Annotated in this window: 24 protein-coding genes; 10 read left to right on the plus strand and 14 right to left on the minus strand. The window is 72.7% G+C overall.

Annotated elements, in window-relative coordinates:
* Positions 1 to 95: 95 nt before the first annotated feature.
* The 3 genes from devC to GWK15_RS11545 are packed head-to-tail and all read right to left on the minus strand — an operon-like array spanning position 96 to position 2985.
* Complete coding sequence (gene devC, locus GWK15_RS11535) at positions 96 to 1370, minus strand: ABC transporter permease DevC (RefSeq protein WP_168041489.1); 1275 nt, start codon at positions 1368 to 1370, stop codon at positions 96 to 98.
* Positions 1367 to 2410 carry an efflux RND transporter periplasmic adaptor subunit gene (locus GWK15_RS11540; RefSeq protein WP_168041490.1) on the minus strand — a complete coding sequence of 348 codons (1044 nt, stop codon included), beginning with the start codon at positions 2408 to 2410 and terminating at the stop codon, positions 1367 to 1369. Before GWK15_RS11540 ends, devC begins: the two co-directional genes overlap by 4 nt.
* On the minus strand, positions 2407 to 2985 hold the full coding sequence (locus GWK15_RS11545) for a TetR/AcrR family transcriptional regulator (protein WP_168041491.1): 579 nt from the start codon (positions 2983 to 2985) through the stop codon (positions 2407 to 2409). The genes GWK15_RS11540 and GWK15_RS11545 overlap by 4 nt, the downstream gene beginning before the upstream one ends.
* Before the next feature lie 135 nt (positions 2986 to 3120).
* On the opposite strand from GWK15_RS11545, the gene GWK15_RS11550 reads away from it, so the two are divergent.
* Positions 3121 to 4095 carry a tripartite tricarboxylate transporter substrate-binding protein gene (locus GWK15_RS11550; protein WP_168041492.1) on the plus strand — a complete coding sequence of 325 codons (975 nt, stop codon included), beginning with the start codon at positions 3121 to 3123 and terminating at the stop codon, positions 4093 to 4095.
* A 130-nt stretch (positions 4096 to 4225) separates the two neighbouring features.
* Here GWK15_RS11550 and GWK15_RS11555 read toward each other — a convergent pair whose 3' ends face one another.
* The 6 genes from GWK15_RS11555 to GWK15_RS11580 all read right to left on the minus strand — a co-directional run bounded on the left by GWK15_RS11555 (position 4226) and on the right by GWK15_RS11580 (position 10940).
* Positions 4226 to 5038, minus strand: coding sequence for a TonB family protein (locus GWK15_RS11555; protein WP_168041493.1), 813 nt, complete (start codon positions 5036 to 5038; stop codon positions 4226 to 4228).
* Between the two features lie 63 nt (positions 5039 to 5101).
* Complete coding sequence (locus GWK15_RS11560; RefSeq protein WP_209442168.1) at positions 5102 to 5539, minus strand: ExbD/TolR family protein; 438 nt, start codon at positions 5537 to 5539, stop codon at positions 5102 to 5104.
* A gap of 4 nt (positions 5540 to 5543) precedes the next feature.
* Positions 5544 to 6296, minus strand: a complete 753-nt coding sequence (locus GWK15_RS11565) for a MotA/TolQ/ExbB proton channel family protein (protein ID WP_168041494.1) — start codon at positions 6294 to 6296, stop codon at positions 5544 to 5546.
* A complete protein-coding gene (locus tag GWK15_RS11570; RefSeq protein WP_168041495.1) occupies positions 6293 to 6979 on the minus strand; it encodes a Fe2+-dependent dioxygenase in 687 nt (228 codons plus the stop codon). Before GWK15_RS11570 ends, GWK15_RS11565 begins: the two co-directional genes overlap by 4 nt.
* Positions 6979 to 9126 carry a TonB-dependent receptor gene (locus tag GWK15_RS11575; RefSeq protein WP_168041496.1) on the minus strand — a complete coding sequence of 716 codons (2148 nt, stop codon included), beginning with the start codon at positions 9124 to 9126 and terminating at the stop codon, positions 6979 to 6981. The genes GWK15_RS11570 and GWK15_RS11575 overlap by 1 nt, the downstream gene beginning before the upstream one ends.
* Before the next feature lie 140 nt (positions 9127 to 9266).
* Complete coding sequence (locus GWK15_RS11580; protein ID WP_168041497.1) at positions 9267 to 10940, minus strand: M3 family oligoendopeptidase; 1674 nt, start codon at positions 10938 to 10940, stop codon at positions 9267 to 9269.
* A 126-nt stretch (positions 10941 to 11066) separates the two neighbouring features.
* Between GWK15_RS11580 and GWK15_RS11585 the strand changes: the two genes are divergently transcribed.
* Positions 11067 to 11729 carry a substrate-binding domain-containing protein gene (locus GWK15_RS11585; protein WP_209442169.1) on the plus strand — a complete coding sequence of 221 codons (663 nt, stop codon included), beginning with the start codon at positions 11067 to 11069 and terminating at the stop codon, positions 11727 to 11729.
* A gap of 4 nt (positions 11730 to 11733) precedes the next feature.
* Here the strand turns inward: GWK15_RS11585 and GWK15_RS11590 are convergent, their stop codons facing one another.
* From GWK15_RS11590 to GWK15_RS11610, 5 genes are all read right to left on the minus strand, one after another.
* Positions 11734 to 12708 carry a Bug family tripartite tricarboxylate transporter substrate binding protein gene (locus tag GWK15_RS11590; protein ID WP_168041499.1) on the minus strand — a complete coding sequence of 325 codons (975 nt, stop codon included), beginning with the start codon at positions 12706 to 12708 and terminating at the stop codon, positions 11734 to 11736.
* Complete coding sequence (locus GWK15_RS11595) at positions 12705 to 13751, minus strand: TauD/TfdA family dioxygenase (RefSeq protein ID WP_168041500.1); 1047 nt, start codon at positions 13749 to 13751, stop codon at positions 12705 to 12707. Before GWK15_RS11595 ends, GWK15_RS11590 begins: the two co-directional genes overlap by 4 nt.
* Positions 13752 to 13782: 31 nt before the next feature.
* On the minus strand, positions 13783 to 15042 hold the full coding sequence (locus GWK15_RS11600; protein WP_168041501.1) for an MFS transporter: 1260 nt from the start codon (positions 15040 to 15042) through the stop codon (positions 13783 to 13785).
* Between the two features lie 103 nt (positions 15043 to 15145).
* On the minus strand, positions 15146 to 15673 hold the full coding sequence (locus tag GWK15_RS11605) for a rhodanese family protein (protein ID WP_168041502.1): 528 nt from the start codon (positions 15671 to 15673) through the stop codon (positions 15146 to 15148).
* 94 nt (positions 15674 to 15767) lie between these two features.
* The gene (locus GWK15_RS11610; RefSeq protein ID WP_245211613.1) at positions 15768 to 16028 is read right to left on the minus strand and encodes an ArsR/SmtB family transcription factor; all 261 of its coding nucleotides are present in this window, start codon (positions 16026 to 16028) and stop codon (positions 15768 to 15770) included.
* Between the two features lie 286 nt (positions 16029 to 16314).
* On the opposite strand from GWK15_RS11610, the gene GWK15_RS11615 reads away from it, so the two are divergent.
* From GWK15_RS11615 to GWK15_RS11645, 8 genes are all read left to right on the plus strand, one after another.
* A complete protein-coding gene (locus GWK15_RS11615; RefSeq protein WP_168041503.1) occupies positions 16315 to 17010 on the plus strand; it encodes a GntR family transcriptional regulator in 696 nt (231 codons plus the stop codon).
* A gap of 121 nt (positions 17011 to 17131) precedes the next feature.
* Entirely contained in the window at positions 17132 to 18484 is a 1353-nt protein-coding gene (gene atzF / locus GWK15_RS11620) for an allophanate hydrolase (RefSeq protein WP_245211614.1), read from the plus strand.
* Positions 18481 to 18885 carry an allophanate hydrolase-related protein gene (locus GWK15_RS25930; protein WP_245211615.1) on the plus strand — a complete coding sequence of 135 codons (405 nt, stop codon included), beginning with the start codon at positions 18481 to 18483 and terminating at the stop codon, positions 18883 to 18885. Before atzF ends, GWK15_RS25930 begins: the two co-directional genes overlap by 4 nt.
* Before the next feature lie 26 nt (positions 18886 to 18911).
* Positions 18912 to 19865: an ABC transporter substrate-binding protein gene (locus GWK15_RS11625; protein ID WP_168041504.1), complete on the plus strand. Its 954-nt coding sequence runs from the start codon at positions 18912 to 18914 to the stop codon at positions 19863 to 19865.
* Positions 19866 to 19877: 12 nt separating this feature from the next.
* The gene (locus GWK15_RS11630; RefSeq protein ID WP_168041505.1) at positions 19878 to 20726 is read left to right on the plus strand and encodes an ABC transporter permease; all 849 of its coding nucleotides are present in this window, start codon (positions 19878 to 19880) and stop codon (positions 20724 to 20726) included.
* Positions 20719 to 21492 (plus strand): ABC transporter ATP-binding protein, encoded by a 774-nt coding sequence (locus GWK15_RS11635; protein WP_168041506.1) that lies wholly within the window; start codon positions 20719 to 20721, stop codon positions 21490 to 21492. The genes GWK15_RS11630 and GWK15_RS11635 overlap by 8 nt, the downstream gene beginning before the upstream one ends.
* Before the next feature lie 7 nt (positions 21493 to 21499).
* A complete protein-coding gene (atzD, locus tag GWK15_RS11640) occupies positions 21500 to 22594 on the plus strand; it encodes a cyanuric acid amidohydrolase (protein ID WP_168041507.1) in 1095 nt (364 codons plus the stop codon).
* 1 nt (position 22595) lies between these two features.
* Positions 22596 to 23477 carry a polysaccharide deacetylase family protein gene (locus GWK15_RS11645; RefSeq protein WP_168041508.1) on the plus strand — a complete coding sequence of 294 codons (882 nt, stop codon included), beginning with the start codon at positions 22596 to 22598 and terminating at the stop codon, positions 23475 to 23477.
* Positions 23478 to 23578: the final 101 nt, after the last annotated feature.

The raw sequence follows: 23578 nt of genomic DNA on the forward strand, positions 1-23578 counted from the left end.
GGCCGGGGGCGCGCGGGCCCCGCGCGGGCGCGGGGGGGGGGGGGGGGGGGGGGGGGGGGTGCGGCTTCTGCTGCCTCTGCGCCCGACGCCGCCCATCAGAACATGTCCGCCGGACTGGCGTCGCGCAGCTTGCGCATGGCGAGCAGGCCGGCGGCTGCGCACATGCCGAAGATCAGTGCGAAGACCATGCCTGCGCGTTCCAAGGTCATCGCCAGCGGCAGGAAGGTCGCGCCCGCGACCACGTCGTACAGCCACACGCACAGCGCCGCGCCCGGCAGGAAGCCGATGACCGCAAGAATCAGCGCCGCGGCCATCACCACGCGGGCGAGGTAGCCGTTGGAATACCCGATCGCCTTCAGCGTCGCGTATTCGCGCAGGTGGTTGGCGATGTCGGAGAACAGGATCTGGTAGACGATCACCATCCCGACGATCAGCCCCATGACAGAACCGAAGGCGAAGATGAAGCCGATCGGTGTGGCGGTTTCCCAGTAGTACCGTTCATGCGCGACGAGCTGTTCGTGCGTCAGCACGACGACGTCCGGCGGCAGGATCTCGCGCAGCCGGGCCTGGGCGGCGGCGATGTCGGCGCCAGGCTGCAGGCGGATGGCGACGAGGTCGGTGTTGGACGCCTGTCGTTCCCGCACCATGCGGCGAAAGTTCACCTCGCTCATCACGAGGTTCCCGTCGGCGCCGAAGGACGGCCCGATGGAGACGAGGCCGGCAATCTCCACCATGCGGTTGCCGACCTGGACCTCGAAGGGCCCGCGTTCGGCGAACAGCCGCGCGACGTCGCCGAATTCCGGGCGGGATCGCGTGTCGAAGCCGACCGCATCGACGCGCCGCAGCGCCGGCATGATGGCGTCGAGGCCTTCGAAATGCATCGCCCCGGCCTCGACGTCGAAGCCGATCATCTGGATGGCGCGGCGGGATCCGTCCTCGGGGTTCCGCCAGGTCGACTGCGCCAGGTAGACCGGCACAGCCTGCGCGACCTCCGGTAGCGCGAGCGCCTGGTGCGCGCGCACGCGCGGCAGCGGCTCGGGCCGGAAGGAGGCGGTCGTCAGGGGGTTCATCAGGAACAGCTCGGCTTCCATCGCCGCGAGCAGCCGCGTCGCGCTGTCGAACAGCGCCGAGCGGAAGCCGAGCTGCATGAAGACGAGCACCGCGGCGAACATCACGCCCGCCATGGCGGAGAAGAGCCGCGCGCGTTCCGCCCGCAACTGCCGCCAGGCCAGGCGCGCGGGCAGCAGCACGTAGGCGAGGAGGCCCGGCCCCCCCGCGCGCGCGGCGGGTGCGGCGGCCGGCGGCGCGACGCTCTCGCCGGTGTGCTCGGGCGCCCAGGGCAGCAGGGTCGGCTTCGCGATGACATTCATGGCCGGATCGCCACCTGCACCTGCATGTTGGACCGGCGCCGCAGCGCCTCCGTGCCCGCCTCGTCGAGGGTCAGGCGCACCTCGACCGTGCGGCTGTCCACCGCGGCGACCGGGTCGGTGTTGGCCTGGGTCTGGCGCCGCACGGTCCAGCCGATCTCGCGCACCGTCGCGCCGAAGCGGCGGCTTTCGCCGGGCACCACGATCTCGGCCGGCGCGCCCGCGCGCAGCCGCGGCAGGTCGGTCTCGTAGACGTCGGCGACGACGTCCATGCGCGTGAGGTCGCCGATCTCGAGCAGGCCGTCGCTGCCCACCTGGTCGCCCGGCCGGGCCATGATGCGCAGGATGGTGCCCGCGAAGGGCGCGCGCACGCGGGACAGTTCCGCATCCGCCCGCGCCTTGGCCAGCGCCGCTTCCGCGGCGGCGAGGCGCGCCTCGGCGAGCGCGATGTCCTCCGGGCGCGACGACAGCAGGCTGTCGAGGTCCGCCTCGGCCTGGCGTCGCTCGGCGGTCAGGCGCACCGCGGCGGCGCGGTTGCGGTCGGCGGCGGCGACGGCGCCGGCCCCGGTCGGCAGCAGGCGCTCGGCGCGGTCGGCCTCGCGCGCGGCGAGGTCCTCCTGCGCCACGAGCGCGGCGATGCGGGCGCGCTGCGCCTCGACCTCGGACGGCCGGCCGGCGGCGCGCATGCGCGCGAGGCTCGCCCGCGCCTCGGCCACCGCGGCCTCGGCCTGGGCGACGGAGGCATCCTTCTGCGCCGCATCGGCGAATTCCGCGAGCAGCGCGCCCTCGGCGACTGCGTCGCCTTCCTTCACCAGCAGCCGGTCGAGCCGCGTCACCGCCATGCCCCCCGGCTGGTTCAGCCGGCGGATGCGCGAGGCCGGCTCGACGCGCCCGAGCGCACCGACGCCGACCGGCGCGGCGGGCGTCGCGGCGACCGGCCGCTGCGGCGTGTCCCCGGCCGCGCGCCGGTCCATCCAGGCATAGCCCCCGGCCGCGAGGCCGAGGACCGCCAGCCCGGCAAGGACCCGCCCGCGCCGCGTCACGAGGCGGACTCCAGCAGCGCCTCCAGCGTGGCGCGCAGCGCGGCGCGCTCGGCCTCGGTGTGGTGGTAGAGCCTGAAGATGTGCGCCATGAACAGGCCGTCCGACGCCGTCAGCACGGCGAGCGCGGGGCCCATCGGCGTCCCGTCGGCCAGCAGGTCGGCCTTCATCCGCGCGGCGACCGCCCGCATCGGGTCGAGCAGCGCCGGGTCGTGGTGGAACGCCGCGAGGCATACCGCGGCCAGCCGGTCCGTCTGCTCGGTGCCGGGGGAGGTCTCCTCCTCCCCGAAGGCCCAGGCGATGAAGGCCCGCGCGACCCGGCCGGGCCCGTCCGCCTGGCGCGCCACCGTGGCGTCGAAGCTCGCCGAGCAGAACTCGGCGTAGCGCTCGAGCATCCCGCCGATCAGCGCCTCCTTGGAGGCGAAGTGATAGAGCAGCCCGCCCTTCGACACCCCGGCCCCCCGCGCCGCGGCGTCCAGCGTCAGCCCGCCCACCCCCTTCGCCTGTACGATGCGCTCCGCGGCGTCGAGGATGCGGGTGCGCGCGGAGGCGACCGGGGTCGTTTCGGGGGCGTCCATGGTGCGGTGCATGTATACCGTCTGGACGGTCCGTCAACCGTCCAGACGGTACAGTGCCATCACAAATGCGGGTTGTTCCGCCCGCGCCCCGGTTCCTCTAGCCTCCGCGGCCAGGATCCAGGGAGGAACGACACGGTGAACCGAGGCACGACCCGGCGGGCGACGCTGCTCGCGGCCCCCGCGCTGCTCACGGCGGGGGCGGCGCTCGCCCAGGCCTGGCCGAACCGGCCGGTCCGCATCGTGGTCGGCTTCGCCGCCGGCGGCGCCAACGACATCATGGCCCGCCTGCTGGCCCAGAAGCTGAACGAGCGCATCTCCGGCGCCAGCTTCTTCGTCGAGAACCGCCCCGGCGCCTCCACCCTGGTCGCCGCCGACCACGTCGCCCGCGCCGCGCCGGATGGGACGACCTTCTTCTACACCTCGCCCTCGACGCTGATCGCGATCCTGGTGAACCGCACCTCGACGCTCGATCCGGTGCAGGCCTTCGCGCCGGTGATCCTCGCGCAATCCTCGCCGCTCGCCTTGATCTCGCGGCCCGACTTCCCGGCGCGGACGGTGCCCGAGTTCCTCGCCCTCGCGCGCGAACGGCCTGGGCGGCTGACGGTCTCCCATCCCGGGACGGGGGCGGTGAACCACCTCGCCATGGTGCTCTTCGCGAAGCAGACCGGCATCGAGGTCACCTACGTCCCCTACACCGGCAACCAGCCCTCCATCACCGCGCTGATGCGCGGGGAAGTGAACCTTGCCCATGACGGCCTCTTCACCCCCCGCGCGCAGCTCGAGGCCGGGACGCTGCGCGCCATCGCGGTGACCAGCGCGGAGCGCTCGCCGCTCTATCCCAACGTCCCCGCCTTCGCCGAGACGCTGCCCGGCTACGAGGTCGGCTTCTGGGGCGGGCTGCTCGCCCCGCGCGCGACGCCCGAACCGATCCTCGACCGGCTGAACACGGAACTCGACGCCATCCTGCGCCAGCCCGAGGTGATCGAGCGCGTGCGCGGCTTCGGCGCCGAGCCGGTCGGCGGCCCGCGCGACCGCTTCGGCCGCGCGTTGGCCGGAGACTGGGCGAAATGGGGCCAGGTCGTGCGCGAGAACGATATCCGCGCCGAGTAGGCCGCGATCCGGCCTGCCGGAACCGGCGCCGGACCGCTGGCCCGGCCAGCCGCGCCGGCGCCGTCACGGCCCGGTCGCGGGATGGCGTGCGGGCGGCCGCCGCCCGAACGGACGACGAACCCGGCTGCGCCTACCGGATCTGGAACCGCACCGGCACGGTGACGGTCAGGCTGTCGCCCGGCATCTCCGCCGGCATCGCGGGCAGGCTCGCGCGCTGGATCATCTGCTCCACCGCGCGGTCGAGGTCGGCATCCCCGGCGCTGCGGTCCACGCGCCAGCGCAGCACCCGCCCGTCCCGCGCGACGGTGAACTGCAACAGCGCGATGCCCATCGCACGGCGCGCGCGCGCGGCTTCCGGATACCGCTTCTGCCGCTCCAGCGCCGCCGCGACGGCCTGCAGGTAGGACGGCGGCGGTCCCGCCGGCCGCGCGGCGGTCGCGGCAGGAGCAGCCGCCGGGGCGCTCGTCGTGGCAGGCGCGGCCGGGCGCGGCGGTGCCGGCCGGGGCGCGGGGCGCGGGCGCGGCGCCGGCTGCGGCGGCGGATCGGGCCGCGGCGCCGGCTCGGGCGCGGGCTCCGGCACGGGTTCGGGTGGCGGCGGTTCCTCGGGCGTCGGCTCCGGCGGTGGCGGTTCGACCGGCGGCGGGGGCTCGGTCACCGGCGGCGGATCGGGCTCCGGCGGCATTTCGGGCGGGACGGGTTCCGGCGGCGGCTCCACCGCGGGCGGTGTCTCCTCGGCCGGGGCCGCTGCCTGTTCCGCCGGCGCTTCGGCGGGCGCGGGCGTCTCCTCCGCGACCGGTTCGGCCAGCGCGACCGAGATCGGCACCTCCTCCGGCGTCGCAGGGCTTGGGGGGATGGGGGGCGTGAGCAGGAGGAGTCCTGCCAGCCCGACATGCAACAGCACCGCGACGCCGGAGGCGACCAGCCACGGCCCCCGCGTGGACACCTCAGGCTCCGGCGGTGCCGCTTCGGGCGGCGCCGGCAACTTCGGCTGGGGCGCGGCCATCGTTCAGCGCGCGGCCCCGCCGCGCTCGACATCCGAGATCAGCGACACGCGCGGGATGCCCGCCGCCGTCACGCGCCCCATGATCCGCAGCACCTCGCCATAGGGCACCGCGCGGTCGCCGCGCACATGCACGACGATCTCCGGGTTCTCCGCCTTCAGCGCCATCAGGCGCTGGGCCAGCACGGCCTCCTCGATCCGCTCCTCGCCGATATGGATCGCGCCCTCGCGCGTCACCGACAGCACCACGGGCGGCGAGGGGCTCGTCGCGCGCGGCGCGGCCGTGCGCGGCAGCTCGACCGGCACGCCCGCCGTCATCATCGGCGCGGCGACCATGAAGATGATCAGCAGCACGAGCATCACGTCGACCAGCGGGGTGACGTTGATCTCGCTCATCGGCGCGGCGTCGTCGTCGTCCTCGGACCCGCCCACGGACATCGCCATGGTGCTACTCCGCCGCGCGGGCCAGGCCGCCGCGCGGCGGCCGCGCCGACAGCCGCGCCCCGATCGCGGAGATCGCCGCCAGCCCCTCCGCCCGCAGCCCCGCGACGCGGCGCGCGATGCGGTTGTAGCCGATCACCGCCGGGATCGCGGCGACGAGCCCGATGGCCGTCGCCAGCAACGCCTCCGCGATGCCCGGCGCCACGACGGCGAGCGAGGTGTCGCGCATCTGCGCGATGCCCTGGAAGGATCCCATGATGCCCCAGACCGTGCCGAACAGCCCGACGAAGGGACCGACCGCGCCCGTGGTCGCGAGGAACGCGGTGCCCGCCTGCGCCCGGCGCAGCCCGCCGGTCAGCGCCTCGCGCATCGCGCGCTCGATCCGCTCGCGGTAATCGGCGCGGCTCTCGCCGACCTCGCGCCCCTCGGCCCATTCCCGCGCGGCGGCGCGCTGGATGCGCGCGGCGAGGCCCTCGCCATTCGGCGCCTCGCCTTCGGACGCCGCGCCGAGCCGGCGGATCTCGCGCTGCAGCCCGCCGAGCACGATCGCCTTCGCGATCACGATGGTCCAGCAGATGACGGAGGCGAGCACGAGCGCCCCCATCACCCCCTGCACCACCGGCCCCGCCTGCAACACCAGGCCAAGCAGCGAATGGTCGACCACCGGCGCGACCTGTTCGATCGGCGCGGACTGCGCGGCGGCCGCCGCGGCTTCCACGGCCGGCGCCGCCGCCACGGCCGCGGGAGTCTCGGGGTTCATGCGACCTCCGCCCATTGGCGCAGCAGGTTGTGATAGACGCCGGTCAGCGAGACCGGTGCGCCGTGCCCTTCCGGCAGGTCCGGCGTCGCGGCGTTGATCGCCATGTCGAGGTCGAACAGCAGCCGCCGCCGCGTGTCGTCGCGGACCATGCTCTGGATCCAGAAGAAGGAGGAGACGCGGCTGCCGCGCGTCACCGGCTCCACGCGATGCAGGCTGGTCGCCGGATAGATCACGGCATGGCCCGCCGGCAGCTTCACGCGCTGCTCGCCATAGGTGTCCTGCACCAGCAGCTCGCCGCCGTCGTAGTCCTCGGGTGGCGTGAGAAAGAGCGTGCAGGAGACGTCGGTGCGGATGCGGTGCGGCGTGCCGCGGATCTGCCGGATGGCGTTGTCCACATGCGCGCCGAAGGTCATGCCCGGGTCGTAGCGGTTGAACAGCGGCGGGAAGACGCGCTGCGGCAGCACCGCCGAGATGAACAGCGACGACCGTCCCAACGCGCTCAGCACCGCATCCCCCAGCGCCTGGTGCACCGGCGATCCCTCGGCGATCTGCAGGTTCTGCTTCACCTGCGCCGACTGGTGCCCGGCGGTGACGCGGCCATCCGTCCACTCGGCGGCCTGCAGCGCCCGCAGGGCGTCCACCGCCTCCGCTTGCGTGAGCAGCGCGGGGATCTCGACCAGCATCAGAAGGTCGCCTGCACCGAGGCGACGAAGGTCCGCCCCACCCCCGGCACGACATGGCCGGTGTAGACCGTGTCGTAGGTCCGGCTGTCCCCGATGTTCAGCGCGTTGAGCTGGAAGCGTAGCCCGCGCAGCGCGCCATCCTGCGGCTGCCAGGCGATCGCCGCGTCGAAGCGCGTATAGGCCGGCACCATCACCGTGTTCGACGTGTTGCCGTAGCGCCGGTCGACATAGGACAGGCCGCCGCCGAGCTGGATGCCCATCGGGAAGTTGTAGGTGGTCCAGAGCGAGGCGGTGTTCGGCGCGACGTTGGCGAATTCCTTGCCGACCTCGTTCGCGTTGTTCGACTCCACGATCTCCGAGTTCAGCCGCGTGTAGCCCACCATGATGTTCCATTCCGGCGTGATCTGGCCGGTCGCCGAGATCTCGAAGCCGTCCACGCGCACCACGCCGTCCAGCACCTGCAGCGTGTCGTTGGCGGGATCCGAGGTGCGGGCGTTGCGCTTCTCGATCCGGAAGACCGAGCCCTGCAGCCTCAGCCCGTCCATCAGGTTCCACGACCCGCCGACCTCGTAGGTCGTCGCCGTCTCCGGCGGCAGCGCCGCGTTGTTCGCCGCGAGCGTCAGCGATTCCGCCGACGGGTTGAACGAGGTACCGCCCGAGATGTAGGTGCGGATCTCCGGCGTCGGCTTGAAGATGAAGGCGGCCCGCCAGGTGCCCTCGCGGTCGGTGCGGTTGTAGGTCAGGCCGCTCGCGCGGTTCTCCTGCTCCGCCTCGAAGCTGTCCCAGCGGCCGCCGAGCATGACCTCGAACAGCTCGCCCATGCGGATGCGGTCGACCGCGTAGACCGAGAAGGTGTTCGCCACCGTCTTGATGTCGGAGGTGAAGGTCTGGCGGATGTTCCCGCTGTCGTAGAAGTCGGGGAACAGCAGGCTGGCCTGCGGCCGCCCGGTCTGGCCGTAGCGCACGAGCTCCGAGGATTCACGCCCGAACTCGATGCCGGCGACGACGGTGTGCAGCAGCCCGCCCCCGGTCTCGAAGGTGAACTGGCCCTCGGTCTGGTTCACCAGGATCGAATCATAGCCGCTGCGCACCTGCGGCTGGCGGGTGACCAGCGAGGCCGCCGTGATGCCGTTCGCGACCGTGCTCGCCACGAGCCGCGGCGCGGTGGCCGAGACCTGGCGGCCGTAATTCGCCCAGCGCGTGGTGTTGCTGACGCTGACGCCTTCCTGGAATTCGTGCCGCAGCGTCGCGGTGACGACGTCGGTCAGCGTGTGCTCGTTGTCGGTCTGGTTCAGCCCGTAGAAGGTGTTGGTCGCGACGCGCAGCGGGCGGCCCTGGTAATAGGGCACGCCGAAATCCGGCATGTTCGTCTCTTCCTGGTGCAGCCAGGACAGGGTCAGCGTCGTCGGCGTGCCCATGCCGAAGGTGACCGAAGGAAAGACGCCCCAGCGGCTGTTGGAGACGTTGTCGCGGCCCGATGCGTCGATATGCGTCGCCATCACCGCCATGCGCGCCGCGACCTCGCCGGCGCGGACGTTGACGTCGGCGGTGCCGCGCACGCCGCTCGGCGAATAGGCGGACAGCCAGACCTCGCCCTGCGTCGTGGCCAGCGGCAGGCGCGTGATCTGGTTGATCACGCCGCCGGTCGACCCGCGGCCGAACATGATGGAGGACGGCCCCTTCAGCACCTCGACGGATTCGAGGAAGAAGCTGTCGCGCGTGTACTGGCCGAAGTCGCGGATGCCGTCGATGAAGAAGTCGCTGCGCGCCGAGAAGCCACGCAGCGTGAGGTTGTCGCCCGAGAAGCCGCCCTCCCCGGCCGCGAGGCTGATGCCGGTGACGTTGCGCAGTGCCTCACGCACGGTGGTCGCGGCGCGTTCGTCCATCACGATGCGCGGCACGACGTTGACGGTCTGCGGCGCGTCGGCGGCGGTGAAGGGCGACCGGGGCAGCGGCGTGGAATCGGCGCGATAGGGATTGGGCGCCGACCCCTGCACGCTCATCTCGGGCAGTTGCGCCGTGCCGCCGCCGGCAGCGGCCGAGGGGTCCTCCTGCGCGAAGGCGGCGGCGGACCCGCCCACCAGCCCGATACCGACGAGACCGATCGTTGGCGCGCGCAACGCGGGCGCCTGCAGACGCAGCGACATGGAAAATTCCCCGGACCTGACGAAGTCGGCCGGAGATTATGAGATTGCGAGTGATTCGCAATAGCAAATCTTCGCAACACGGGCTCACCGCCGCGCGAGGACCCGACCCGCGCGGCGCCGAACCCCAGGATTTCCGCCGCTTACAGCCCGAGGACCGCCGCCGCCTCCGCCACCGCCGCCTCGAGCGCGCCGGTTGCGAATGGCGAGGTCAGCCCCGCCGAGGCCACCAGCCCCTGGAAAGGCATCGACCCGCCCCGCCCGCACAGCGCGACATAGGCATCGAGTGCCGCCTTCGGATCGCGCCGCGACCACACCCAGAACTGCAGCGCGACGCAGAGCGCGAGCGTGTAGTCGATGTAGTAGAAGGGCGAGTTGTAGATGTGCCCCTTGGCCTGCCACCGCCCGCCCATCGCGGGATAGGCGAGGTCGCCATAGTCGCTCCATGGCATGTAGTGCCGTTCGAGCCGCTGCCAGATCGCGTGCCGCTCCGCCGGCGTGGCGTCCGGATTGGCGTAGACCTCGTGCTGGAAGTGATCGACGCAGACGCCATAGGGCAGGAAGGCGAGCGCGCCGATCAGGTGCATGCGGCGATACCGCTCCGCCGCCGCATCGCCCACCAGCAGGCCCATATGCGGATGGGTGAGGTATTCGAGGCCCATGGAATGGATCTCGGCCGCCTCCATCGTCGGCCACAGATAGTCCACGCCCGGCTGATGGCGGCTTTCCCAGCACTGGAAGGCGTGGCCCATCTCGTGCGTGAAGACGCCGATATCGTTATGCGTGCCGTTGAAGTTGGCGAAGATGAAGGGCGCGCCCACCGTCGGGAAGGCGGTGCAGAAACCCCCGCCCGCCTTGCCCGGCCGGTTCTTGAGGTCGAGGAAACCGCCCTGCCGCATCATGGCATAGAAATCCGCCAGGCGCGGATCCATGCGCGCGAACATCTCCTGCGCCGCGCCCACCAGCATGTCGTGGTCGCCGGCCGGCTTGGGGTTTCCCTCCGGGTCGATCAGCGCCTCGTCCCAGAACATCAGCCGGTCCCAGCCATGCTGCGCCCGCCGCTGCTCCAGGATGCGCGCGACCAGCGGCGTGACATGCGTCGCCACCGCTTCGCGATACCGCGCGACTTCCGCCGGCCCGTAGTCGAGCCGCCGCATCCGCCGGTAGGCGAGTGGCGTGAAGTCCGGATAGCCCAGCTTGCGCGCCATCCCCGTGCGCAGCGTCACCAGCGCGTCGTAGATGGAATCGAGCTCCGCCCCATTCGCCGAGAAGAACCCCCAGCGCGCCTGTTCGGCCTCGTGCCGCGTCGCGCGATCCTCGTCCTCGGCGAAGGGCGCGAGGCCCGAGAGGTTCACCTCCTTCCCCTTCACGCTCACCCGCGCGCCGGCCATCAGCGCGGTGTAGCGCGCGGTCAGGCGGCTTTCCTCCTCGGTCTCCGCGGCGATCTTGGGGTCGAAGGCGGTGACGTCGGTCTCCCACAGCGCGACGGCATGCTTGCCCGCCAGCGCCTCGAGCCCCGCGCGATCCGCCTCGCCCAGCAGCCGCCGCTTCAGCGCCGTCTCATGCGTCGCGGCCTCGGGCGCCAGCGCATCGGCGTATTCGCGCGCCGCGACGGCGTCCTTGTCCGTGGTGTCCTGCGCGAAGCGCAGATGCACCAGGGCCGACCAGGTCTCGTAGCCCCGCCGCGCCTGGTCCCATTCGGCGAGCGCCCCGGCACGGTCCCCGGCATCGAGCCGCGCATCCACCACCGCATACTGCGCGGCGAGCGCCTCCTTGTCCGGGCGCGGGGCGATGATGTCGTCGAAGCGGAGGGTCATGGTGCGGCCTGTCCTCTGGCGTCCCGACCACCTCGCGCGGCGCGCGCCCGAGCGTCAAGCGCCCGATGGACGCCCCCGCGCGATCGCGCCACCTTGCACGCCGGGAGAACGCCGATGCCACGCCTGATGTCCACCCTCGCCCTCGCCGGCCTGCTGCGCGAAGCGGCCCCGGCCCTCGATGCCGCGCTCGGCGGCCGCGTGCAGGTGGACCTCGCGCCCACCAGGACGCTCGAGGCCCGCATCCGCGCCGGCGAACGCGCCGACGCCGCCATCCTGACGGCCGAGGCGGTCGCGGCGCTGTCCGCCGAGAACATCCTCGACGGCATGACCGCGCGTCCGCTCGCGCATTCCCGCGTCGGCCTCGCGGTGAAGGCCGGCGCGCCGCATCCGGACATCTCGACCGTCGACGCGCTGCGCCGGCTGCTGCTGGCCGTGCCGACCCTCTGCTATTCCCGCGCCGGGGCGAGCGGCATCTTCTTCGCCGGCCTGATCGAACGCCTCGGCATCGCCGCCGAGGTCAACGCCAAGGCCATCGTCATCCCGCAGGGCTTCACCGCGGAGAAACTCGTCAGCGGCGAGGCCGCGATCGCCTTCCAGCAGATCAGCGAATTGATGGAAGTCCCGGGCATCGAGATCGTCGGCGCCTTGCCGGAGGGCGCTCAGACCGTGGCGGTCTTCTCCGGCGCGACATTCGCCGGCGCGCCGGAAGGCGCCGATTTACTCGACGCCGTGGCGCGCGCCTGCACGCCGGCGGCGTTGCGCGCCAAGGGGCTCGACGCGCCGGGCTGAGACGTCAGCGTGTCGCGGCCGCCGGCGCCGCGCGCGCGAGGACGCCGCGCCAGCGTTCCGTCTCGGCGCGGATATGGGCCTGGAATTCGGACGGCGTGCTGCCGATGGGCGGGCCACCCATGGCGCTGATGCGGGTCGCGACATTGGGCTCGGCCAGCGCGGCGACGGCGGCCCGGTTGATCGCCATCACGGCTTCCTCCGGCACGCCGGCGGGCGAGAGCAGCCCATACCAGCCGCCGGCGGAAAAGCCCGGGAAGCCCTGCTCCACCATGGTCGGCACCGTGGGCATCATCGGCGCGCGCGTCAGGCTGGTGACCGCCAGCGCGCGCAGCGCGCCGCCCGAGACATGCGGGGCGACCAGCACCAGGTTCTCGATCGTGAAGGGGAATTCCCCGGCGATCAGCCCCATGATGGCGGGCGCGCTGCCCGGGTAGTGAACCGGCGCGGCGGCGAAGCCGGCGGCCTGGCGGAACGCCTCCTGCGCCAGCAATTGCGGGGAGCCGACGCCGGGCGTCGGATACAGCACCTCCCGCCCCTCCGCCTTCAGCGCCGCGACCAGGCTGGCGACGTCGCGATGCGGCGATTGCGCGCGCACGACGAGCACCAGCGGCGTCGCGTTCAGCAGCGTGATGGGGATGAGGTCCGCCTGCGGGTCGTAGCCCAGTTGCGCCTCGGTGATGGGCGAGACGGCGAGCGGCCCCGTGCTGCCCACCAGGATCACATGCGCATCGCCGCGCGCCCTGGCGGCAAGCGCGGTGCCGACATTGCCGCCTGCGCCGGGCCGGTTCTCGACGACGATGGGCTGGCCGAGCCGCTGCCCCATGGGTTCCGCGAGCAGCCGCGCGAGCTGGTCGAGGATGCCGGCGGGGGCGAAGGGCACGATCATGCGGATCGGCCGCTGCGGCGCCCAGGACTGGGCGCGCGCGATGCCCGGCAGCGCCAGCGCGGCGCCGCCGAGCAGGAGCCGCCGCGCGATCATGCCGGCTCCAGCGTGAAGCGCAGCACGGTGTCCTTCACCACGATGCCGCCGCGGTTGCCCGGCGTGATGTCCCCGTAGCGCTGGGCATAGACGGGCGGCAATTCGCGGGCCTGGCGCGGTGCCAGCCACAGGCGCAGCAGGTGGCGGCGGCGTTCGGGTTCGGGCCAGTCCTCGAAATCCGTGCGCGAATGCAGCAGCTGGTGGTTGTGGATGAACTGCATGTCGCCCGGGCGGAATTCCATCTCGAGCGACATCTCGGCGGCGAGTTCGTCCAGCCGGTCGAGCGCGGCATGTTCGACCGCCGTCAGGCGGCGCGCCTGCGGGAAGTTCTCCTGGGCGGAGCGGATGTACTGGCCCGAATAGATCGTGCTGAGTTCGCCCTTGTACCAGTTGAACACCGGGATCTCGAACCACGGCAGCATGCCGGGGGGAATCTCGCCGCGCCGGTCGGTCGGCATCGGGTTGAACAGCGCGCGCCACAACTTCGGGCTTTCGGCCAGCATGCGGTCATGGATCGCGACCGAGGAGACGATGCGCGAGCCGCCGCCCGATTTCGCCGTCCTGAGGCAGATCAGGCCGACGATGTCGCAGCTGTCCGTGTGGAACTCGAGTTCCCTGTTGGTCTGGTAGTAGCGGACCTTCGGGTTGCGGATGTCGAGGCCGAGGTCCTTCACGTGCCCCAGCAGGTGCCCCTTGGCGTTCTGCGAGCGGAAGCCCCCGAGATGCGCGCCGATGCCGAGATAGCCGATGGCGCTGTCCTCGATCGGGCGCGACGCCACGTCGAAGCCCCGCAACAGGGCGAAGCCGCGGCCGTGCTGGATGTCGCCCAGGATGCGGGTGAGGCGCGGCGCGAGCGTGGGCAGGCGGAAGGTTTCGGGCGTGATCTCGCCCATCTCGCGCCCGGCGGCCTTGTGCTCGGCGATGGCGGCGTCGATCTCGGCGCGCTCGGCGGCGGAGAGGGTCTCGATCCAGTCGGTGCGCTGCGCCATCTCGGCGCCCGTCCACGCGGCCTGCCCACCGATCGGTCCTGGTGGCAGTTCCATGGCTTCCTCCTGCTTTTTCGTTGGAGGAAGGCTAGGTCCGCGCGGCGGCGGCTGTCCATCCCGCCGCGCCGCGCCAGCGCATCCCCCGCCGCAGCAGCCACAGCGCGATGGCGAGGTTGAACAGGTTCCACCCGATCCCGTTCCACATCGCCGCCTGGTAGGATCCGGTCGCGTCGAAGATCGCGCCCGCCATCCACCCGCCCAGCGCCATGCCGACCAGCGTCGAGGACAGCGCGATGCCGACGCGCGTGCCCGCCTGCTCCGGCGGGAAATGCTCGCGCACGATCATCGCGTAGGATGGCACGATGCCGCCCTGGAACAGGCCGAACACGGCGCTCACGACGAACAGCGCCACCATCCCGTCCGCCGGCAGGAACAGGAACAGCGCGATCCCCTGCAGCGCCGACCCCAGCGCCAGCGTCGCCAGCCCGCCGATGCGGTCCATGATCATCCCGAACGCCAACCGCGAGACGATGCCGCAGGCGAGCATCACCGACAGCATCTCCGCCCCCCGCCGCGCGCCGTAGCCGAGGTCCACGCAATAGGCGACGATATGCACCTGCGGCATCGCCATCGCGACGCAGCAGCCCACGCCCGCGAGGCCGAGGATCGTCTGCAGCACATTGGGCGACAGCCCCAGCGGCCGCGCCGTCCCGCCGCCCGCGACGACCGGCCGCGGCGGCGGCATCGGCGCCCGCCGCCGCAGCGCGAAGGCGAGCGGCAGCATGGTCACGATCCACACCGCCGCCATCGCCAGATGCGCCTGCCGCCAGCCGAAGCTCGCCACGCCCCATTGCAGCAGCGGCGGCCAGATGGTGCCCGAGAGGTAGTTGCCCGAGGCCGCGAGTGCGACCGCGATGCCGCGCCGCCGGTTGAACCACAGGGAGATGTCGGCGATCAGCGGCCCGAACACGGCGGCCGCGCCGCAGCAGCCCAGCAGCACGCCATAGGCCAGGCCGAAGACGATCAGGCTCGGCGCCATCGCCGCCGCCACGCCGCCCAGCGCCAGGGACGCCGTGCCGATCAGCACCGGCACCATCACGCCGAACCGGTCCGCGAGCCGCCCCATCAGCACGCCGCCGACGACGAAGCCGACCATGGTCATGGTGTAGGGCAGGGAGGCGCCGGCGCGCGCCGTGCCGAATTCCGCCTGCACTTCTGGGAGCACGACGACCACCGACCACATCGGCGCGCTGCCGAGGGTCGACAGCATCACCGCGGCCAGCAGCCGCATCCACGCGGCGCGTGAATCGATCAGGCCGTCGTCGGCGCCGCCTGCGATGCCATGCATGTCGTTTCCCCCGGCTCGGGGCCAGCATGGCAGGACAGGCGCGGCGCGGCCACACGCCGCCGCGCCATGCCGCCATGCAGCCGCCGCCGGGCGGGGGCGGCGCTCAGGCCGGCTGGCGGTTCCAGGGCATGGCAGCCAGCAGGTTCGCCATCAGGCAGGTGCCGCTGACGCCGGCGAAGACCAGCCCCGCGCCCACGAAGCCGGCGATGAGGTAGAAGCCCGGCGCCACCAGCTCGCCCAGCACGACGCCCAGCACCACGATGGATCCGGCGGTGATCTGCACCTGCCGCATGATCGGCAGCGGCGCCTTGCGGTCTTCCGCCACGGGCAGGCCCGCGGCCTTCCACGCCGCGATGCCGCCCTCGACGATGAAGGCCTCGCAGCCGCCGGCCCGTTCGCCCAGCCGCGCGGCGTTCTGCGCCGTGCGCGCGCCCGACGCGCAATGGAAGATCACCGGCTGGCCCGCCCGGACCGCAAGTTCCGCCTCGGCGAGCCGCGACAGCGGCAGGTGCGCCGAACCGGGGATATGCGCGCGCGCCCGCTCATCGACCTCGCGGATGTCGACGAGCAAGGCCTCCCCGTTGCGCAGCATCTCGGCAGCGCGGGCGGGCGTGATGGCGGGAAGGGACATGGCACGGGGCTCCTCGGGCATCCGGGAAGGGCCGCGCCCGGATCCTCGCCCCGTATATAGTTTAGTCTTCTCTAAGATACACCCGGTGCGCCGCTCAGTCCGGTGTGGGGCAGAACACCTCCTGCAACGTCGCCATGATGCGGGCGACGCGCGGATCGGCGATGCGGTAGTGGATCGTCGTGCCAGCGCGGCGGGTGGCGACCAGCCCGTCCTCGCGCAGCTTCGCGAGGTGCTGCGACATCGCCGGCTGCGACAGGCCCGCCCGGGCGGCGAGGCGCCCAACCGGCGACTCCCCCTCCATGATCAGGGTGCACAGGACGATCAGGCGCCGCTCGCTCGCGAGAAGGCGGAGCATGGCGGCGGCTTCCGCGGCATGCGCCTCCATTTCGGCGGCGCCGTCCATAGCCGGCGTCTGGCCCGGCAGGGTAGCAAGTGCTTCGGACAAGCCGGCCTCCAGGGCGCGCGGGCGGAATTGCGGGAGTGCGACGCGCATACAGATGTATCGAGGTCTTGACGGTTTGCAAGCCGACCTGTCAGGCGTCCCATGTAACGGCCGCGGCACGCCCCCGGCGCGCAACATGGCAGCGGCACGCGAAATGCTGGAACCTTGCCCCGGACTGCCAGGACAGATGACCGCGCCCATGCCACTCGACCACCAGGCCGCCCCGCCGCCCGCGGAAATCCGGCCGACCCGCGCCCATGTCCTGGCCAATGCCCTGGCGGATTCCATCACCTCCGGTGCCCTCCCGCCGGGCACCCCGCTCGAGGAGGAGCGCCTCGCCGCCGCGCATGGCGTCTCCCGCACCCCGGTCCGCGAGGCGCTCCGCCTGCTCGCCGCCACCGGCCTGGTCGAGCAGCGCCCCCGCCGCGGCGCCGTCGTCTCCCGCCCCGACCCGCGGCGCCTCGCGGAAATGTTCCAGGCCATGGCGGAGCTCGAGGCCGCCTGCGCCGCGCTCTGCGCCCGCGCCATGGATCGCCGCGCGCGCACCCGGCTCGCCACCCGCCACGCGGCCATGGCGCCGATGGCCGCGGCCGGCGACCTGCGTGCCTACCAGGCGGCGAACGTGACCTTCCACGAAGCGATCTACGCCGGCGCCGGGAACGGCTACCTGGCCGAGCTCGCCCAGGCGACCCGCCTGCGCCTCGCCCCCTTCCGCGCCGCGCAGCTCGGGGGCCAGGACCGCCTCACGGCCTCCCATGCCGAACATGGCGCGATCGTCGCGGCGATCCTCGCCGGGGACGGCACCGCCGCGGCGCAGGCGGTGCGCCTGCACCTGTCCGCCACCGAGGGCGCCTGGGGCATGATGGCCGGCCAGCCGCCTGTGCTGATGGACTGACCAGCCCGCCGCGAAGGCGGGCAATTGCCTCCCCGCCCCGCCTGGTTTGCATGCAGTCCTGTATACAAATCCTCGCCCAAGGCCGCTCCGGCTGCGGCACGAGGCTTGCAGCGGGGGCGGCATGGACCTCTCCGCCCTGCCCTTCACCCGCGCCGCCCTGCACGCCGCCTATGCCGGCGGGCTGACGCCGGGCGCGGTCGCGGCCGAGGCGCTGCGCCGGCTCGCCGCCGCCGCCGATCCCGGCATCTTCCTCGACATCACCCCCGCCGCCGACCTCGCCGCAGCTGCCGCGGCCCTGCCGCCCTTCGACCCCGCGCGCTTCCCGCTCTGGGGCGTCCCGGTCGCGGTGAAGGACAACATCGCGGTCGCCGGCCGCCCGATGACCGCCGCCTGCCCCGCCTTCGCCCATGTCCCGCCCGAGGACGCCGTCGCCGTCGCCCGGCTGCGCGACGCGGGCGCGCTGATCCTCGGCAAGACCAACCTCGACCAGTTCGCCACGGGCCTCGTCGGCGTGCGCACGCCCTATCCGGTGCCGCGCAACGCCGTCGCACCCGACCGCGTGCCGGGCGGCTCCTCCTCCGGCTCGGCGGTCGCGGTCGCGCGCGGCATCGTCACCGCCGCCCTCGGCACCGACACGGCGGGCTCCGGGCGCATCCCCGCCGCGCTGAACGGCATCGTCGGGCTGAAGCCCTCGGTCGGCGCGGTGTCCTCGCGCGGGATGCTGCCGGCCTGCCGCAGCCTCGACTGCATCTCGGTCTTCGCGACGACGCCCGACGACGCCTGGGCGACCTACCGCGTCATCGCCGGCGAGGATCGCGCCGATCCCTTCAGCCGCCCGATCGCCTGGGCCGAGCCCGGCGTCGCGCCGACGCGCATCGCCATTCCCGCCGCCGCCGATCTTCACCTCGACGACGCGCCCGGCCGTGTCGCCTGGGATGCCGCCCGCGCGCTGCTGCCGGCCCCCGAGGAAGCGCCCATCACCGGCCTGCTCGACACGGCGAAGCTGCTCTACGACGGCCCCTGGGTCGCCGAGCGCGCCGCCGCCTTCGGCGACTTCGCCGCCGCCAACCCTGGCGCGCTCCATCCGGTAACCGAGGCCATCCTCGCCGGCGCCGCGCGCTTCAGCGCCGTCGACGCCTTCCGCGGCCTCTACCGCCTCGCCGAGCATCGCCGCATCGCCGAGGACTTCTTCGCCCGCTTCGAGGTGCTCGCCGTGCCCTCGGCGCCGAACTTCCCGACGCTCGCGGAGCTCGAGGCCGATCCCTTCGGCCCCAACGCCCGCCTCGGCACCTACACCAACTTCGTCAACCTGCTGGATCTCGCGGCACTCGCCGTGCCGGGCCCCGTGCGGTCGGACGGCCTGCCCGCCGGCATCACCCTGATCGGCCCGCGCGGCAGCGACGCCGCGCTGATGGCACTCGCCCGCGACTTCACCGCCCGCCTGGCCCGCCGACAGGAGCCCCGCGCCGCATGATCGAGATCGCCGTCCTCGGCGCCCACCTCACCGGGCTGCCGCTCAACCACGAACTGGTCGCGCAGGGCGGCACCTTCCTCCGCGCCCTGGGCACCCGGCCCTGCTACCGCCTCTTCGCGCTCGCCGGCGGCCCGCCGCGCCGCCCCGGCCTGCTGCGCGTGCCGGGCCGCGAGGGTGCCTCCATCGCCGCCGAGGTCTGGGGCCTGCCGGATGACGGCTTCGGCCGCTTCGTCGCCGGCATCCCCGCGCCGCTGTGCATCGGCACGCTGCTCCTCAACGACGGCACCACGCCCAAGGGCTTCCTCGTGGAACCCGAAGGTCTGACGGGCGCCGAGGACATCACCCGCTTCGGCGGCTGGCGCGCCTACCTCGCCGCCATCGCCGCCCCCACCCCCGCCTGACGCACCATCGAGAAGGACGCCGCACCATGATCCGTCGCCGCCACCTCCTTGCCGCCGCCGCGCTGGCGCCCGCCGCCGCGCCGCATATCGCCAATGCCCAGGCCGCCCGCACCGTGAAGGTCGGCTCGCTGCGCCTGATCCATTCGATGACGCCGCATTTCTACCAGCGCTTCGCCCCCGCCGGCCTGACCATCGAGATCATCACCTTCGACAGCCCGACCGACGGCAAGAACGCGGTCGTGACGCGCAGCGTCGATGTCGGCGGCTTCGGCATCGCGGCCGCGACGCTCGGCGCCGCGGCCGGCGAACCCGTCGTCGTGGTCGGCGCCTTCTGCAACAAGGGCATGGCGATCGTCGCGAAGAAGGGTTCGGGCATCACCGACATCGCCGGGCTGCGCGGCAAGCGCGTTGGCATCTGGCCGGGCTCGACGCAGGAGGTCTTCATCCTCGAGCGCCTGCGCATGACCGGCATGTCCGTGCGCGACATCCAGTCCATCCGCGTCCCCTTCGGCGAGATGCACGCCATGCTCTCCCGCGGCGACATCGACGCCTATGTCGGCGCCGAGCCCGGCCCGGGCCTGTCGATCTCCTCGGGCGTCGGCGAGCTGGTGGAATACCCCTACGGCACCGCCATGGGCGGGCTGAACATGATCATGGGCACCTCCGAGGCGCTGATCGCCCAGGACCCGGCCCTGGTGAAGACCATGCTCGGCATCCACCGCCGCGCCAGCGAATACATGATGGCGAACAAGGCCGAGGTGGCCGAGGCGACGGTGCGCATCCTCGGCGCCCCGCGCGCCGCGGTCGACCAGGCGCTCGGCGCGAACAACGTCGAATACACCTGGAAGCTCGACGACACCGTGCTGACCCAGGCCCGCACCTATGCCGAGCACATGCAGTCCCTGCGGCAGATCCGCCAGCTGCCGGACTTCGCGAAGTTCCTCAACCCGCGCTTCTCCAACGAGATCGCGACCTCGTAAGGCGCAGCGGCGATGAGCGTCACCACCACGACCGGCGCGCCCCCCGCGGCGGCGACGGCGCGCCCGTCCATCAGCCTGTGGCAGCGGATGCGCGGCACGGTGCTGGCGCTCATCGTGCCGCTGATCCTGCTGGCCTTCTGGCATTTCGCGGTGAAGGCAGGGATGACGCGGCTCATCCCATCGCCCTACGACGTCGCGGAATACATGGTCGACTTCGCCTGGGGCGGCATCTGGGACGATGCCTTCTCGGGCACTCTGGTGACGCACCTGCTCGCGTCGATGTCGCGCGTCTATGGCGGCTTCGCCCTCGCCGCGCTGGTTGCCGTGCCGCTCGGCATCCTGATCGGGCGGAACGACACGGTGCGCGCGCTGCTCGATCCCTTCCTGCAGCTGATGCGCCCCATCCCGGTGACCGCCTGGCTGCCGCTGTCGATGATCCTGTTCGGCCTCGGCGCCAAGTCGGCCTTCTTCCTGGTCTTCCTCGGCGCCTTCTACCCGATCCTGCTGAACACGATCTTCGGCGTGCGCGGGGTGGAAAAGCGCCTGTTCGAAGCCGCCTCGATGCTCGGCTGCTCGCCCTCGGCGCAGTTCTTCAAGGTGGTGCTGCCCGCTGCCCTGCCGTCGATCTTCACCGGGCTGCGGCTCGGCCTCGGCCTTGCCTGGTTCGTCATCGTGGTCGGCGAGATGACCGGCGTGCCCCAGGGGCTCGGCGCCGTCATCATGGATGGGCGCACCCTGTCCCGCACCGAGCTCGTCATCTGCGGCATGATCGTCATCGGCATCGCCGGCTTCATCTCCGACCGCGTCGTCGTGATGGTCATGAACCGCCTGCTGCGCTGGAGCCCGTCCCACCATGGCTGAGCTGCCGATCCTCGACGTGCGCGGCGTGGGCAAGACCTACGAGTTGAACGGCCAGAAGATCGAGGCCCTGCGCGACGCCAACCTGACCGTGAAGAAGGGAGAGTTCGTCTGCCTGATCGGCGCGTCCGGCTGCGGCAAGTCGACCCTGCTGCGCATCGTCGCCGGCTTCGAGCCGCCATCCGCCGGCCAGGCCCTGATGTGGGACAAGCCGGTCGACGGCCCCGCCCCCGACCGCGGCATGGTCTTCCAGGACTACGGCCTGTTTCCCTGGCTGACGGTGCGCCAGAACATCGGCTTCGGCCCCCAGTCGCGCGGCCTGCCGAAGCAGGAGGTCCGCGACACCGCCGAGCGCTTCGTCAACATGGTCGGCCTGACGCGCTTCGCCGATGCCTATCCGCACCAGCTCTCGGGCGGGATGAAGCAGCGCGTTGCGATCGCCCGCGTACTGGCGAACGATGCCGACATGGTGCTGATGGACGAACCCTTCGGCGCGCTCGACGCCATGACGCGCGAACGCCTGCAGGACGAGCTGCTCGACATCTGGCAGCGCACGAAGCTCACCGTCCTCTTCGTCACCCATTCGATCGAGGAGGCGATCTTCCTCGCCGACCGCGTGGTCGTGATGGAACCCGGCCCCGGCCGTATCGCCAGCGAGCACCGCATCGAGCTGCCCCGCCCGCGCGACGTCGCCTCCCCCGAGTTCAACGAGGTGCGGCGCGAGCTTTCCGCCCGCCTGCACAGCCACCACGCCCGCAAGGCGGCCTGACGCGCCCATGCCACGGATTGCCGCGGTGCATCGCATCCCGATGCGCCATCCCGGGGACGTGTCCGGCCTCGCCGCGCTGCTCGATGCGGGCACGCTGCGCGCGGAGGAGATCGTCGCCATCCTCGGCAAGACCGAGGGCAATGGCTGCGTCAACGACTTCACCCGCGCCTATGCCGTGCAGGCGCTGTCGGTGATGCTCGCCGGGCGCCTCGCCGCCACGCCCGAGGCCGTCGCCGCGCGCGTCGCGATGGTTATGTCCGGCGGCACGGAGGGCGGCCTTTCTCCTCACTTCCTGGTCTTCGCCGTCGCGGACACCCCCGCGCCGGCGACCGGCGCGCTCGCCATCGGCGCCGCCTTCACCCGCGACTTCGCGCCCGAGGAAATCGGCCGCGCCGCCCACGTCGAGGCCACCGCCGAGGCCGTCCGCACCGCCATCGCGCAGGCCGTACTGGACGACGTCCACTACGTCCAGGTGAAGTGCCCGCTGCTGACCAGCGAGCGCATCGCCGCAGCCGAGGCCCGCGGCGCCACCGTCGCCACCCATGACACCTACGCCTCGATGGGCCTCTCACGCGGCGCCTCGGCGCTGGGCGTCGCCCTCGCCCTCGGCGAGATCGCGTCGATCCCCGATGCCGCCATCGGCCAGGACACGACGCTGTTCTCCGGCGTCGCCTCCTGCTCCGCCGGCGTCGAGCTGACGCGCAACGAGATCGTCGTCCTCGGCAACAGCCGCGCCTGGTCAGGCAACCTGACGATCGCCCACGCCGTCATGCAGGACGCCATCGACCTGCCCGCCATCCACGCCGCCCTGCGCGGCGCCGGCCTCGACCCCGCCGGCGGCCAGCTTCCGCCGGCCGAGGCCGCGCGCCTCGTCGCGCTGCTGGCCAAGGCCGAACCCTCCAGCACCGGCCGCATCCGCGGCCAACGGCACATCATGAACGACGACAGCGACATCAACGCGACCCGCCACGCCCGCGCCCTGGTCGGCGGCGTCGCCGCCGCGGCCACGGGGCGCACCGACCTCTTCATCTCCGGCGGCGCCGAGCACCAGGGCCCCGATGGCGGCGGCCCCGTCGCCGTCATCGCCCGCAGGACCGCCTGACATGCGCCCCGTCGAACGCCTCCGCTACGCCGCCCCCGCCGACCGCCCGCGCCACGCGGGCCCGGGCGGCGCGAAGCTGATCGTCTGGCCTGTCGTGAACGTCGAGAACTGGCTGATCGACAATCCAATGCCGCGCCAGGTCCTCGTCGCGCCGACCGGCGCCGCGCTGCAGCCCGACCTGCCCAACTGGGCCTGGCACGAATACGGGATGCGCGTCGGCTTCTGGCGCTTCCACGCGCTGTTCGAACGACTGCGCATCCGCCCGACGCTGTCGGTCAACGGCTCGGTCATCGGCGCATATCCCCGCGTCGCCGCCGCCGCCCGGGATGCCGGCTGGGAGTTCATGGGCCATGGCTGGTTCCAGGTCCCGACCCACCGCATCGAGGACCAGCGCGCCATGATCGCGCAGACCGCCGAGGCCATCCGCACCTTCACCGGCAAGCCCTGCACCGGATGGCTCGGCCCGGGCCTCACCGAGACCCTCGAGACCCCCGACCTCCTTGCCGAGGCCGGCATCCGCTGGACCGGCGACTTCGTCGTCGACGACCTGCCCGCCCGCATCGCCACCGCGCACGGCACCATGCTCGCCATGCCCTACAGCGTGGAGCTCAACGACATCCCCGTCGTGATGATCCAGCACCACGACGAACAGGAACTCCCGCGCCGTGCCCGCCTGCACGCCGCCCGCCTGTTGCGGGAAGCCGAGGCCGGTTCCGGCTGCAAGGTGATGTGCGTCGCCATCCACCCCTACATCACCGGCGTGCCCCACCGCATCGCGGCGCTGGAATCCCTCTACGCCGACCTCGCCGGCGACCCCCGCATCGCCTTCCTGCAAGGCGACGCCATCGCGGACTGGTACCTGGCGAGCGGCGACGCGGCGTAGGGCGCGGTGCTGGGGGGGGGGGGGCCTGGCCCCCCCCCGGCCCCCCCCCCCCCCCGGCCCAGAGGCCCCTCGGCACCCCAGCATGGTGGGGGGGTTCGGGG

This window comes from Neoroseomonas oryzicola (assembly GCF_012163135.1).
Taxonomy (GTDB): Bacteria; Pseudomonadota; Alphaproteobacteria; order Acetobacterales; family Acetobacteraceae; genus Neoroseomonas; species Neoroseomonas oryzicola.